This window comes from Candidatus Izemoplasma sp. (genome assembly GCF_982632705.1).
This window is the reverse complement of the sequence record NZ_CEXEES010000020.1, coordinates 1-15,273: the sequence shown is the minus strand read 5'-3', so window position 1 is coordinate 15,273 and position 15,273 is coordinate 1. Positions and strand designations below refer to the sequence as shown.

The window sequence follows — 15,273 nt, the reverse complement described above, 5'->3', positions numbered from 1 at the left end:
GCTACTTTGGCATTGATTCCAACTTTAATAATGGTTACCATATTTACTAGTTCGGGAATGAATATAAATGGTCTAGTAAGCATGCCAGAATATATAGCTGCTGGAATGAGTAATGTGTTCGGTGAGTTTTGGAGTTTTGGAAGCACATACCTTGGGATGATTGGTAGTTTTATTAGTGGAAGTGCAACTGTATCAAATCTAACGTTTGCACCTATTCAGGTGGAAATAGCCGAAACAGTCGGCTTAAGTACAACGTTTATCCTTGCTTCTCAAGTATTAGGAGCAGCGATAGGGAATATGATTTGCGTACACAATGTTGTAGCTGCAAGTTACGTAGTAGGATTAGAAAATCAAGAAGGAAGTATCATAAAAAAGACTATAATCACGGCGATGATTTACGCAACAATTGTCACAATTGTGACATCATTATTAATTCTAATATTTTAAGGCCAATTTTTGGCCTTTTTTATTGACTAAAATTTAAAAGAAAAGTATAATGATTAGGTAATACCTAACAAAAGGAGGAAATTATGGATCAAGAACAATTAAGATTATCGTTAAATAAGTTTTTAAAGATGTATTTTAATGCTTGTAGAGAAGTGTATAAAGAAATCAATTTTGATAGAATAACTAAGATTCAGTTTAAATATTTAAAAGCTATCAAGAATTTTGAGAAAACAACTTTGACAGAACTTGCTGATAAATTTAACATTTCCAAACCTTCTATGAACGAGGTTATAGTTAAATTTGAGAAAAGTGGATTAATTCACAGAGAAAAAAGCAATCAAGATAAAAGAATAACAGTTATTACATTAACTGATATTGGGAATACATTGGCAACAACAAATTTACTAGAAAGTAAAAGAGCAGTTCAAAAAATGACAGAGACTTTGACAAAAGAAGAGACAATTGTGTTACAAAAGATATTCGATAGATTTGAGGTGGATGACGAATGATTTTTGGAAAAGCTATAAATAAATATTATATTAAAAACTGGTATATGTTTTTAATTGGATTTGTTGCATTAATCGCAGTAGATTATTATCAATTAGAGATACCTAGATACATAGGGGAACTATTTGATGGACTAGACGAAGGTACAATGACAGAAGCTGGAATTGTAAGTATCGTAATGGTTATCCTAAGTTTTACAGGGGTAATGGTTTTAGGTAGATTCGTATGGCGAATTACAATTTTTGGAGCATCAAGACGATTTGATTATGGTCTGAGAAACGATATGTTCCAACACGCTGAAAAATTATCAGCTAGTTTTTATCACAAGAATAAAACTGGTGGATTAATGGCGTATTTCACAAATGATTTAGAAGCTGTACGAATGTCAGTTGGACCAGGTATAATTATGTTCATTGATGCTACATTCTTAGGTATACTTGCAGTTATTAGAATGCTTCAAGTAAATGTAGAACTTGCATTATATAGTGCGATTCCATTAACGTTAATTACTGTTATAGGTGGTATCCTAGGTGGAAGAATGCGTAGAAAATTCAAAGAAGCACAAAAAGCATTTGAAGACATGAGTGATTTTGTTACTGAGAACTTAAGTGGTATTGGTGTTGTAAAAGCATTTGTAAAAGAGAAAATAGAACGTTTAGAGTTCTTGAAATACAACAACACAACAAAAGAAAAAAATATTGAATATGTGAAACTTAATACACTACTTCAGATTAGTGTTCGATTCATTATTGGTGCTATATTCGTTCTAATCATTGGGTATGGTGGAGTTATTGTTCAACGTGGTGATATTACCGGTGGAGAACTTGTGTACTTCTTTAGTTTATTTGGGACACTTGTTTGGCCAATGATGGCGATCGCAATGATCATTGGAATTAGAAGTAGAGGTAAAGCATCTTTAGAAAGAATTCAAAAAATATTAGCTGAAGAAATCGAAGTTTGGGACAATGAAAGTGTTCAAGAATTAGATGAAATAAAAGGTGAAATCGAATTCAGAAACTTATCATTTAAATACCCAGATGCACATGAAGATGTATTACATAATGTAAGTTTTAAAATAGATGCAGGAGATACAGTCGGAATCCTTGGAAGAACAGGTAGTGGTAAAACCAGTATTATGGATCTACTTCTTAGAATTTATAACGTTGGAGAAGAATCACTATATATTGATGGTGTAGATATCATGAGTATCCCAGTTGCACAAATTAGAGGAAGTATTGGATATGTGCCACAAGATGGATTTTTATTTAGTGATACAATCAATAACAATATAGCTCTTAGTTACGGGCAAAGAAGTGATGTTAAGGATGAAGTGTTAATGGCTGCTACTTTAAGCGATGTACATGATAATATTATTGAATTCTCAGATGGGTACGATACTGTTATTGGAGAACGTGGAGTTACTTTAAGCGGTGGACAACGTCAGAGAATAAGTATTGCGAGAGCTTTGATCAAAAATCCCCCAATAGTAATATTGGATGACAGTGTTTCAGCAGTAGATACAAAAACTGAAGAGACTATATTAAGAAATTTAAAAGAGTTAAGAAATGATAAAACAACAGTTATTATCGCACATAGAATCAGTACGATTAAAAACGCTGATAAAATCATCATTGTTGATGAAGGTAAAGTTGTTGATGTAGGAACTCATACAGAATTACTACAAAGATGTGAGTTTTATAAAGATATGGTTGAACGCCAAAAACTTGAAGACGAAATCGAGGTGGCGTAATGTACGAAGAAAATGCAGATAAAAGACTTCATTCAATGAAGGATGGGGATATCTTTAGAAGATTAATGACGTATGCTAAACCATTTAAGAAGCAATTCACTGTAATATTTATACTTATATTTCTAACTGTGGTTGCAGTAGTGTTAGAACCTGTATTTATAGGACGAGCATTGGATCTAATTGAGGGCGGAGAATACACTCTTCCTAAACTATTAAACATTGTTTATATTCTAGCTGGAATACTAGTAGTTACAAAAACTGTAGACTATGTTGTAACAATAAAATTACAAACATTAGGACAATCAATAATCTATAATATTCGTGATGAGATATTTACACATTTAGAACATCACGATATCGCATACTTAAATTCAACACCAACTGGTGCATTTGTTACTAGAGTTACAAATGATACAAATACATTAAATGAAGCATACACAACAGTAGTATCAAATGTTGTAAGAAGTACATTCTTGTTTGTAGCAATCATTACAATAATGTTTGTATTAAATGCAACATTAGCATTCTATGTAATTCTTACATTACCAGTTATTATTGTATTAACGTTCTTCTTCAGAATTGCATCAAGAAAAGCATATAGAAAAGTTAGAGCGAACATATCAAAAGTTAACGCATTCCTTGCAGAACATTTAAGTGGAATGAAAATCATTCAGATTTTCAATCAACAAGAACGAAAAGCAAGTGAATTTGATGAAAGAAACAAGAAACTTAAATATTCATATTATAGACAAATATTAACGTTTGGTGTATTTAGACCAACGATGTATTTTGTTTACATAATCGCAACAATTATCGTGTTCTACTTTGGTGGAATTGGTGTAATTGAAGGAACAATATCTGTAGGATTATTAATGACGTTCTACATCTTCACAGGGCGCTTATTCGAACCAATTAATCAACTTGCAGAATCATATAATGTAATCCAAAGTGCATTCGCATCAAGTGAACGAATTTTTGGAATAATGGATACAGTTCCACAAGTATTAGATGATGAGGATAGTATTGAACTAACTGATATCAAAGGTGAAATTGAATTCAAAGATGTATGGTTTAAATACGTTGAAGATGAATGGGTGTTAAAAGGAGTGTCATTCCATGTATCTCCAAAAGATAGTGTTGCATTCGTTGGTGCAACAGGTTCAGGTAAAACAACTATTTTATCTTTAATCACAAGAAACTACGATATACAACAAGGACAAATACTAATTGATGGTATTGATATCAGAAGAATCAAGAAATCATCATTAAGAAGTTTTATTGGACAAATGCTACAAGATGTATTTATGTTCAGTGGAACAATTGAGTCAAATATTAAATTGAGAAGTGATGACATAACACAAGAAGAAATGGAACAAGCATGTGAGTATGTAAATGCAAATTACTTCATAAATAAACTTGATAATAGATTTGATGAGGAAGTACGAGAACGCGGTAATAATTTTAGTTCAGGACAAAGACAGCTATTAAGCTTTGCTAGAACACTAGTTCATAAACCAAAAGTTATGATTTTAGATGAAGCTACTGCGAATATAGATACAGAGACAGAACAAATCATTCAAGATTCTTTAGAGAAAATGATGACGATCGGAACAATGCTAATTGTTGCTCATAGATTGTCAACAATTCAACATGTGGATAATATTATCGTCTTAAGTAAAGGAGAGATTATCGAACAAGGTAATCATCAGGAGCTTCTTAAAAACAAAGGACACTATTTTAATCTTTATAAATTGCAGTATCAAGAAAAATAAGGTATCCAACGATACCTTTTTTTTTTAGCACTATAATGATATAATGTTGTAGAGGTGATTATATGAGAGAATATGCGAATTTACCCGCAAACTTTAACAGCAGATTAAACGCATTCTTTTTAGATTTAGGGATTGTTGCACTTGCATTGTTGATTAATATTTTCATGCAATACAGTAATTTCTATAAAGTTGGGATCACCTTATTTGTATGGGTAGTTGTAAATATTATTACCCTTGTATTTAAAGAAGGCCAAACACTAGGAAAAATGAGTTCAAAAATAAAAGTTGTTACCTTAACTAACGAAGACCCAGGATTTTGGATATGTGCTTTTAGAAGTATATTTATATTAACTCTTGGTTTAGCTACTGCGGGTATATATTTTGTGATTGGGCTATACATTAGTGAGGGAAGAATAGATAAAAGATCATTTCATGATTTACTATTTAAGACTAAAGTAGTACGAACCAAAGTGTTCGTAGAACTAACGGAGTGATACTATGGGGAAAACAAACAAGCAAAAAGTAAAATCTAGTTGGAGATTAGTGATTATATTATCAATTTTCTTTTCAGCGATTATTTTAATTCAAGATGTTGTTCGAGAATCAGTGATGGTTCACTCTGAGCTTAAAGGACTAAGTGAAAGCTTAAGAGAGGAAATTAAAGGTGATGTTTTAGATAAGGTAGAAATCAGAATATTTGATATTGAGGCCTTTATAGAACAATCTCAATCACAACAGCAAAAACACTTATTTGTAGCTATTGATTCAGTTCATGCCGCATTGAGTAAATCTGCGGAGTTACTGGTCTTAGAGGATGAATTGATTCAAAGACAGGATTTTATTGATACAGTAGAAGAATATGCTTTAGCTGACCTTTTGCATGAATTCTATCTACTTAACACAGATGGAATGATGTATTTTGATGGTATCACTACCTCAGAAGTATCAGTTGATGTAAGTGACGTCAAGGATGTACTAAACAACAATTACTATATGACATTGATGACAAGTATTCAAAATAGTCCTTCAGGTGAAGGAAATTTAAATGCATACATCCAGGAGGGTGAAGAAATAATTGAGTATAAGTTTGTTGGATATCAGATTCCAGGGACTGATTATATTGTAATGACAAGAGGTTCAACTGAAACCTTCTTGAATACCCAGATAGACAATTACTTCTCAAGATTCGGGCAACTCTATCAAGATAGTAATGAAGAAATATTAGTTTTCAGGGGAAATGGAGATATTATATTCCATAATGATTCAGATAATATTGGTGGAAATATCGCATTACTCTTTGAAGAAGGAACCTTACAAAGAGATATGCTTGTTGAACTAGAAATATCGGTTACTGGATATGTAAGTATTGAACAAGATGATTTGGAAGTTAAAATCAATGATATCGGATATTATGAATATATCACTGGAACTGATTTAGGAATCTATATAATTGAGGATACAGAACTCTTCAATACAGTAATTGACGATTTTGTAGGTAGTAATATAACAAAAATACTGTCAATTCTATTACCAATTTATGCAGTATTAACAATATTGCTAACGATTATTGTAAGAAAAATAATTAAAAATATTAAATTAAGTGAAAAGGTCTTTGAAGAAGAAGAAATACTATATAAGACTCTTGCAAATACAACTGAGGATTTTATTATAATAACCAATAAACAAGGAGATATAAAATACTTAAATGACTTAGCAAGAAACACAATATTTAATAGTGAAAATGATGATTTAATCAATCTGGATCAATTGATGATTGAGGAAGATGGGTTTAAAGTATTGGTCGGAGTTCAGAATAATTATTATATAAAATATTCAGTATTACCAATAAACTTTAATTCTGAAGAAAGCGATCTTTATATCATTAAAGATGTTACTGAAAAAGTTAAGAAGGAAAGAGAGTTAGAAGCATTAACTCTTCAAGATGATTTAACAAAACTTGGGAACAGAAGACAAATGATTAAGGATTATACAGAAGTAGTACTTCCACAAGTAAAAGATGGAAATAAAGCGTTTATTGTTATGATGGATTTAGACAATTTTAAAACTGCAAATGATACGTATGGACATGGGTTTGGAGATGAAGTATTAATCAATATTTCAAATGTGTTCCACGAAGTTAACTCAACGAATCTTAAGGTCTATCGAGTTGGTGGAGATGAATTTGCTATATTAGCAACTAATACTACACAAAATACACTTTTATCAATACTGAGGAAACTGAGAAACAAAATTAGTAATTTCAAATATAGGAATGATATTGATATAAGTTTCAGTGGTGGTTTAGTTGAAATAAATATTAAAAATGCGAAAAGAAGACTTAGTGATTATTATTCACAAGCAGACGAGTTACTATATATGGCTAAAAAAGAAGGAAAAGGTAAAGTTAAGATTTAGAAAGCACTCAAAATGAGTGCTTTTTTATGTCAATTTTGCTATAATGAATATGGTGATAAAATGAATCCATTTACAATGAAATTAAAGAGAAAAAGCAATTACTTTGAAGGATACTATATCCGTGTAACAGACAAAAACAAGTCTTTTAACAAGGCCTTTATTTTTGGTATGACTTCTAATAAAAAAGATCCACACGCGTTTATGCAAATCGTCGATGGTGATAAAGGTAAAACGAAGTACTATCGATACGATATAGGTGATTTTTACTTTGATAAAAATACAATCCATTTACCAGGAATAACACTATCTAGAGATGAAATGTATATTGAGAACAACGACTTTACAATAAAAGGGACTTTATCAAATATAATAGGATTGCCTAAAAAGTTTTTAAGCAATAGCGCAATGAGTTTTTTACATATGTTTCCGATGAAAACTTATCAAGAAATTGTAATTATGAATGCGGAGTTTAATGGTGTGTTTACTGAAAATAACACAGAAAAAAATATACAGGGTATTTCATATATGGAAAAGACATACGGTCATTTCTTTCCTAGAACTTGGGCATGGATTCAATGTAATCAATTCGACAAGAATGTGTTACTTTCAAGCAGTATTGGAGATGCCTTAATCGCAGGTGTTAAAATGAAAGGGTATGTTATTAGTCTGATTCACAACAATAAAGAATACAGGTTTGCGACTTATTTAAAAGATAGACTTAAAATCATACAAGAAATAGATAGAGTTACAATAAATGTTAGTAATAGATTACATACATTGCAAATAGTTGCTCAATCAAACAACCCAATAACACTGGTTGGTCCAGGATTAAAAGGTGAAATGAATATGAATGTCTATGAAAGTTTAACATCGACAGTTGAAATAACATTAACAGATAAAAATGGACTAATTGTTTCATCAAAAGGAACAGATGTTGGAATGGAGAATATGTATGAAAACTAAAGTATGCATAATTGGTATGGGACCAGCTGGATTAATGGCTGCGAATGTGTTAAATAGTTTGAATATTCCTTATAAGGTTATTGATAAAAATCCAATACCTGGTAAGAAACTTCTTTTAACTGGTGGAGGAAGATGCAATGTTACAAATAATCTAACTAATAGAGAATTTATGGATTCTTTGACAGTAAATAAAAGATTTTTGTATAGTACCCTGAGTTCTTTTTCAACAATTGAAATAATTAATTTTTTCAAAAGCAAAAATGTTGATTTAGTCTTAGATAAAGAATTCAAATACTTTCCAAAATCAAGTAAAAGTAAAGACATTGTAGATGCACTAACAAATGACATAGCTAAAAATCTTATATTCAATGAAACGGTGGATTCAATCAAAAAAAGTAATCTCTTTACTATTAAAACAAATAAGCAATCTATAGAAGCAGATTACGTTATTATAGCAACTGGTAGTACAAGCTATCCAAAAACCGGTAGTGATGGTTTTGGATCTAGAGTAGCCAAATCGTTTGGTATAAACACAATACCATTCTATCCAGCAGAGACGAGTGTTTATTCATCATTTGTCAAGCAAAACAAAGAATCACTTCAAGGAGTAAGTATCTCAAAGAGTACTATAAGAATAAAGAACACTAAAACATCTTTTGTTGGAGATATTGGATTCACACATTTTGGTGTAAGTGGTCCAGGTATTCAGCATTTAAGTGAAGACATATATCATAACCTACAAACACAAAACACAATAACAGTCTCGTTAACTGCACTGTCAGAACATCAGATTAGAGAGTTGTTTGAAGAGGCAAAAGAAACAGGGAAATCTATTATAAGAGTATTAGAACAATGTACTATAAATAGATTAGCTAAGTTTTTAATAGAAAGTAATAATATCTCAAACACAAAAGTAAAAGAAACGAGTAAGAAAGCAATAAACAAAATTATTGAACTGTTATTCCAATATGAAATAATAGTAGATAAAGTTGAGGCAAAAGAGAATGCATATGTAAATGGTGGAGGAGTCGATACCAAAGAGTTAAATCCAAAATCTTTTGAATCAAAAAAAATTCCTGGATTGTTCTTTATCGGTGAGGCTGTTGATGTACATGGACCAATAGGTGGATTCAATATCACGATAGCAACTTCAATGGGTCATCATGCTGCACATTATATAAGTAATCAAGAGAACTTATAATGCATTAGTCTTTAAATTAAAAGAGATTTAGTTGATTATTAAGCTGATTAACAACCATTTTATGGTTGAAATATAAATAGAGGTGAATACAATGAATGTAACATTAAATAATAAAACTGTTATACCTACAATAGGTCTTGGAACATGGAAAAGTAGTAGTGAAGATGCATATTCAGCAGTATTAAATGCGCTAGAAGCTGGATATAGACATATCGATACTGCGATGATTTACGGTAATGAAGAAGCAATTGGTAAAGCTATTAAAGATTCTAAAATAAAAAGAGAAGAATTATTCATAACAACAAAATTATGGAATACAGATCAAGGATATGAATCAGCGTTAAAAGCATTTGATTTATCATTATCAAAACTTGGATTAGAGTATGTAGATTTATATTTGATTCACTGGTTTAAAGGATATGAGAAACAAATGAATTCTTGGAAAGCATTGGAAGATATATATAAATCAGGACGTGCAAAAGCAATTGGTGTTAGTAATCACAATGTGCATCATATAGAGAATATACTTAAGAATTGTGAGATAAAACCAATGGTAAACCAAGTAGAAACACATATCACTCTTCAAAATGTATTCCTACATGAGTTTTGTGAAAGCAAAGGTATTAAACTGGAAGCATACGCACCTCTTATGAGTTGGATGATTCCAGATATGTTAAAAAATGAAACAATGATTTCACTAGCTGAAAAACATAGTAAAACTGTCCCTCAAATTGCATTACGTTGGTTAATCCAAAGAGGTATCGTTGTTATTCCAAAAAGTGTAAACAAAGAACGTATCGCGCAGAACTTCAATATTTTTGATTTTGAATTAACTGATGAAGATATGACTTTAGTTTATGGATTAAACACAGGTAAGAAATTATTCACAGATATGGATAATGTACCGTATTAATGATTAGATTTGGAATTGTTGGTGCAGGAGGAATAGCCCATAAATTCGCTAGGGATATCAAATTATCAAATGATGCAAAGCTGGTTGCTATTGCATCAAGATCTAAAGAAAAAGCTGATCAGTTTCAATCAGTTCATAATATTCAGTATTCATTTGGAAGCTATCAAGAACTTGCTGATAGTAATCTAATTGATGCTATCTACATAGCAACACCACATAGTCACCATCTAGAACATGCTATTCAATTTATTGAAAAAGGTATTCATGTACTTTGTGAGAAACCAATAACTATAAACAAAAAGCAACTGCAATCGATGATTGAAGTTGCCAAACAATATAATGTTCTTGTTATGGAAGCTATGTGGAGTAGATTTTTACCTAGTATGAGTAAAATCAAAGAAGTGGTAGATAAAGACCAAGACTTTGGATTAATCGAACTTAATTTCGGGTATGAACTTGATAAGAATTACAGTAAAAGTGGAAGATTACTTAATCCAAAATTAGCAGGTGGAGTTACACTGGATTTAGGAGTATACCCTGTAAGTATTTTAAAATTCTTAACAGATAAATCAATAAAGACAATTAAGGCAACTGGTATTTTAAATGATGATTTAATAGATATGGATATGAACGTTAATATCGAGTTTGAAGATGGTAGTAAGGCATTTCTTCGTTCTTCGATGCTTAAGAACCTTGATTGGAGATCTTATATTAAATATCCTGATAAAACAATAACCATACATCACACACACCATACACAAAGTTTTGCAATTGATGAAGAAACTTTTGATTATCCGTGTATTGGAGAAGGATTTGTCCATCAAATCAATGCTTTTACAGATACATTAAAAGATGGATGTATTGAAAATGATGTTATGTCCTATAAAGCCATGAATGATGTTATGGAGTTATTAGATGAGATTAGAAGGCAAATTGGTATTGCTTATACATTTGAATAAAAAAAGAGAGCAAATTTGCTCTCTTTTTAATATCCAATACTTGTTAAACTATCTCTTAATATTTTTGCTGATTTTTTAAGTTTTTGCTCTTCATCAATTGATAAAGATAATTTTATTGGGTGATGAACACCATCACGATTTAAAACAGCAGGTAAACCTATATAAACATTATCTTCACAAGAATATAGACCATCGTTTAAGACACTGATTGGCATAATTCTGTTTTCATTGTTTAATATAGCTGATGTAATTCTTACTAGAGCCATACCTATTCCATAGTATGTTGCTCTTTTTCTTTTTATGATTTCTTGTGCCGCATCACGAACTTTAACGTAGATTTTATCTAAATCCTCAAAGTTGATTTCGTCCATTGTATTAATAACATCGACAATTGGTTTTGCGCCAATATGTGCGTTAGACCAACTAACAAATTCAGAATCTCCGTGTTCACCAAGAATATAGGCATGTATATTTCTTGAATCTATATTTATCATTTTTGAAATCTCATAACGTAATCTTGCAGTATCTAGTGATGTACCACTACCGATAACACGGTGTGTTGGTAATCCTGATTCTTTCCATGCAACATACGCTAATACATCAACAGGGTTTGAAGCAACCATAATGATTCCATCAAATCCGCTTTTCATTATATTACTTACAACTGATTTCATTATTTTAGCATTTCTATTTAATAACTCAATTCTTGTTTCGCCTTCTTTTTGATTTACTCCGGCAGTTATAACTACAATACTTGCGTCTTTACAGTCATTGTAATCTCCTGCTAGGATTGTCATCTTTCTAGGTGCGAAAGCCAAACCATGATTTAAATCCATTGCTTCACCAATTGCTTTTTCGTGATCTATATCTACTAGAACCAGTTCTTCGACAGCTCCTTGATTAACAAGAGCATATGCATAAGACATCCCTACAAATCCAGTTCCTACAATTACTACTTTACTTTTTTCCATGTTTGCTCACCTCACTTGTAGTATAGCACCAAGTAATTCATAAGGTAAACGATATGATAATGATACCGTTTTTATGGTATAATCAATGTGAGGTGGAACTATGAAAAAATTAGATAAGTTATTCCTATATTCACTAATTGGTGGTGTTGTATTAACATTACTAATTATTTTTATGCCTAATTCTATAAATGAATATTATCCTAATCCTGAGATATACGATAATGGATTCAATTATTATTTATGGAAATTTAGAACTATAGATCAATCAATAGTAGCTCGTGTTACATCATGGGTATTCTTTATTGCACATTTTGTTACGGTGGTTGTCTTAATGAAGAAACTTAAGGCAAATCAAAAAGACAAACAAGATGGGTTTACTATTTGGAATGTATATTTGTTGCTTGCCAATGTTTTCTTTATTTTATTACATTATGTTCATACATGGATTTGGTATGATGCTTTAGCACAAGATACGCCAGTATGGAGTAGTCAAGGTAGTGTAATTATTATGCTTGTTCTTATTCTTATTATTGAGAATAGAAGAAGAGGATTATTCTTTGGTAAGAAAGCTCCATTACCACAAGAAGCTACAAGAACAGTAATGAAGCATCATGGTATATATATAGCTCTTGCTACTATATTTACTTTCTGGTATCATCCAATGGAAAATACTCCATGGCATTTGGTAGGGTTTTTCTATATGTACTTACTGTTTATTCAAATGTCGTTTAGTAGAACTAAAATACATCAAAATAAATATTTCAATGTCGCTTTAGAAATCACAGTTCTATTCCACGGGACTTCGGTTGCCTTATATAGTGGTAATGCACCTTGGGCTATGTTCTTGTTTGGATTTGCAGCGATATTCTTTGTTACTCAGATATATGGGCTTGGGTTATCTAAAAAATGGATACATGTTTCCCAAGGGTTATTTGTTGTGATAGCTTTATTAACGTATTCAGGTTTATTTAACGATAAAACCTTTGTTGATATGAATGAAATCATTAGAATTCCAGCAATTGAGTATTTACTTGTATTCCTTTTTGTTTTTGGTATTTATGGTTGGATAAAATTACCAGTTGGAAAAATCGCAAAACGTATTATAGGAGGAGTATTAATAACAGTTATGAGTATTTATGCATTGTTAGTAATGTATACAATGAGTAGTTATCAACCAGATCCATTAATGTATGACTATATAGACGTACCTTCACATATATTTGTTACAGAGGATTCAGATCATATAACATATGAACCTGATGAGTGGAGTATAAATATAATTATCATTCCGGGTGGAAAAGTGAATCCTGAGAGTTATTCTTATTTGGCTCAGCAACTAGCCAAATGTGATTTCAGAGTAACAATAGTCAAAGAACCTTTCAATCTCGCTATTCTTAATGTTAATAAGGCTAGTAAGTATTTAGTTGAGACAACAAACTATAGAAGTAATGTCATTATAGGTCATTCTCTAGGTGGTGTTACGGCATCTATGTTTGCTGAAGATAACAAAGATGTGGACTTATTAATAACGTTAGGAGCTTACTCCTTAAAAGAATTAGATATTCCAGTTCTATATTTAGTTGGAGAGAATGAAAAACTTCTCGATAATCCCGCATATGAAGATAGTAAAGAGAAGTTATCAGATTTAACTGAAATCATCATTCCTGGTGGGAACCATGCATACTTTGGTTTCTATGGTGAACAAAAGGGAGATGGAACAGCATCAATTACAAACAAACAGCAACAAGATTTTGTTAAAAATGCAGTTGAATCATTTATATACGATGAAATTATTAGTGGGTGGCCTGAATAAGGCCACTTTTTTTTGCGTTACTATTGACATATGACACATTGTCATTTATAGTATATATGACAACCTGTCATAAGGAGGGTTTTAATATGCCAAGAGAAACATTTCACAATTTAACAGAAGAGAAAAGAGAAAAGATTATTAAAGCAGCAAGAGATGAGTTCACAGAACACGAATTTGTTAAATGCAGAGTTTCAAATATTATTAAAAACGCTGGTATACCAAGAGGTAGTTTCTATCAGTATTTTGATGATTTAGAAGATTTGTATTTTTATTTGATTGAAGATTTATTTGATTCAATATATGAAGCTGGAGAAACGTATGCAGCACAAACAGATGATGTTTTTGAGTTTTCATTTATCTCATTTGATTATGATTACAGTGCGTTTATAAACGATAAAAGACATCGTTTTATGATGAATGTATTAAAAAGTTTGTCTCAGTATGAAGAACATGTAATAAGATTCCAACAAAAAAGAATTGATTATATATCTTCTATATTAAAGAAAATGGATTTATCAAAAGTTAAATATAAAGAAGAAGATGACCTGATTAAGATGTACCAATTTATTCAAGATACTAAAAGAGTTGTTATTAGAAAAAGTATGATTGATAACTTAACTCCAGAAGAAGCAAAAGAAGAGTTTAAATGGTATATAGATATTCTTAAGAATGGTTTACTAAAGGAGGATTAATATGAGAGATTTGGTTTCATTAGTTAAATATGCGCTTAAATACTGGCCATATATTGTTATTGGTTTAATTGCCAATGGATTACAAGTATTTGTAGGATTTTTAATTCCATATTTAGGGGAATTGATTATAGATGATGCATTAAGTGTTATGGATCAAGAATTGTTGATAAAACTATCTGTGATTATGTTTATTGCGATGATTGTAGGTTTAGGTGCAGGATTGGTAAATAACTATTTTTCACAAAGAGTTGCAATGTACTCTACTGCAGACTTACGTTTAGATTTATTTACTAAAATTCAAACATTATCGTTTAATAATATAGATAAGTTGAAAACATCTAAATTAATTACAACATCAACAAATGATATAACTCGTATCCAAGCATTTTTCCAAATGTTGTTACGAATTATCGTACGAGCACCTTTAATGGTTATCGTAGGGTTGTTATTTGCGATAAATAGTAGTATTGAATTATCACAGGTATTGCTCGTTAGTATGCCACTCTTAGTCATATTGATTATTGTAGTAATGTTTATTGCATTTCCACATTTCAGAAAAGTGCAAAAAACAATTGATGAGTTAAACAAAGTAACTTTAGAAACAGCAAAAGCACCAAGAGTTATAAAATCATTTGTTGCTACAGAACATGAAAATGAACGTTTTGAAGATGTAAATGAGAACTTCAGAAAAGTGAATAGTGCAGCAAATAAAATAATGGCATTTGCGGAACCAATCATTATGGTTATCTTCAATGTAACTTTAGGTGGAGTAATCGCAATGGGGGCTTATTACGCTGAAAAAGGCGTTTTACTAGATGCCAATGGAGATCCTGCTGTTGGTACTATATTTAGTTTCACATCATATAGTAT

At 31.0% G+C, this 15,273-nt stretch carries 14 protein-coding genes; 13 read left to right on the top strand and 1 reads right to left on the bottom strand.

Annotation, left to right across the window (positions count from 1 at the left end; translation table 11 throughout):
- The 10 genes from AC2LE6_RS04290 to AC2LE6_RS04245 all read left to right on the top strand — a co-directional run.
- Positions 1–447: L-lactate permease (locus AC2LE6_RS04290; RefSeq protein ID WP_484478019.1), on the top strand; the 447-nt coding region annotated here is incomplete at its 5' end.
- 83 nt (positions 448–530) lie between these two features.
- Entirely contained in the window at positions 531–956 is a 426-nt protein-coding gene (locus AC2LE6_RS04285; RefSeq protein WP_484478018.1) for a MarR family winged helix-turn-helix transcriptional regulator, read from the top strand.
- Positions 953–2,704, top strand: a complete 1,752-nt coding sequence (locus AC2LE6_RS04280; protein ID WP_484478017.1) for an ABC transporter ATP-binding protein — start codon at positions 953–955, stop codon at positions 2,702–2,704. The genes AC2LE6_RS04285 and AC2LE6_RS04280 overlap by 4 nt, the downstream gene beginning before the upstream one ends.
- Positions 2,704–4,476, top strand: coding sequence for an ABC transporter ATP-binding protein (locus AC2LE6_RS04275; RefSeq protein WP_484478016.1), 1,773 nt, complete (start codon positions 2,704–2,706; stop codon positions 4,474–4,476). Before AC2LE6_RS04280 ends, AC2LE6_RS04275 begins: the two co-directional genes overlap by 1 nt.
- A 62-nt stretch (positions 4,477–4,538) precedes the next feature.
- Positions 4,539–4,970, top strand: coding sequence for an RDD family protein (locus AC2LE6_RS04270; protein ID WP_484478015.1), 432 nt, complete (start codon positions 4,539–4,541; stop codon positions 4,968–4,970).
- Positions 4,971–4,974: 4 nt separating this feature from the next.
- Positions 4,975–6,891 (top strand): diguanylate cyclase, encoded by a 1,917-nt coding sequence (locus AC2LE6_RS04265; protein ID WP_484478014.1) that lies wholly within the window; start codon positions 4,975–4,977, stop codon positions 6,889–6,891.
- 60 nt (positions 6,892–6,951) lie between these two features.
- The gene (locus AC2LE6_RS04260; RefSeq protein WP_484478013.1) at positions 6,952–7,854 is read left to right on the top strand and encodes a tocopherol cyclase family protein; all 903 of its coding nucleotides are present in this window, start codon (positions 6,952–6,954) and stop codon (positions 7,852–7,854) included.
- A complete protein-coding gene (locus AC2LE6_RS04255) occupies positions 7,844–9,055 on the top strand; it encodes a BaiN/RdsA family NAD(P)/FAD-dependent oxidoreductase (RefSeq protein ID WP_484478012.1) in 1,212 nt (403 codons plus the stop codon). The genes AC2LE6_RS04260 and AC2LE6_RS04255 overlap by 11 nt, the downstream gene beginning before the upstream one ends.
- A gap of 91 nt (positions 9,056–9,146) precedes the next feature.
- The gene (locus AC2LE6_RS04250; protein ID WP_484478011.1) at positions 9,147–9,968 is read left to right on the top strand and encodes an aldo/keto reductase; all 822 of its coding nucleotides are present in this window, start codon (positions 9,147–9,149) and stop codon (positions 9,966–9,968) included.
- Complete coding sequence (locus tag AC2LE6_RS04245) at positions 9,968–10,927, top strand: Gfo/Idh/MocA family protein (RefSeq protein WP_484478010.1); 960 nt, start codon at positions 9,968–9,970, stop codon at positions 10,925–10,927. Before AC2LE6_RS04250 ends, AC2LE6_RS04245 begins: the two co-directional genes overlap by 1 nt.
- 26 nt (positions 10,928–10,953) lie before the next feature.
- Here the strand turns inward: AC2LE6_RS04245 and AC2LE6_RS04240 are convergent, their stop codons facing one another.
- A complete protein-coding gene (locus tag AC2LE6_RS04240; RefSeq protein ID WP_484478009.1) occupies positions 10,954–11,898 on the bottom strand; it encodes an L-lactate dehydrogenase in 945 nt (314 codons plus the stop codon).
- Between the two features lie 100 nt (positions 11,899–11,998).
- Here AC2LE6_RS04240 and AC2LE6_RS04235 point away from each other — a divergent pair, with 100 nt between their 5' ends.
- The 3 genes from AC2LE6_RS04235 to AC2LE6_RS04225 all read left to right on the top strand — a co-directional run.
- Complete coding sequence (locus AC2LE6_RS04235) at positions 11,999–13,711, top strand: alpha/beta hydrolase (RefSeq protein ID WP_484478008.1); 1,713 nt, start codon at positions 11,999–12,001, stop codon at positions 13,709–13,711.
- Between the two features lie 86 nt (positions 13,712–13,797).
- A complete protein-coding gene (locus AC2LE6_RS04230; RefSeq protein WP_484478007.1) occupies positions 13,798–14,403 on the top strand; it encodes a TetR/AcrR family transcriptional regulator in 606 nt (201 codons plus the stop codon).
- 1 nt (position 14,404) lies between these two features.
- A partial coding sequence (locus tag AC2LE6_RS04225; RefSeq protein ID WP_484478006.1) for an ABC transporter permease occupies positions 14,405–15,273 on the top strand: 869 nt, incomplete at its 3' end.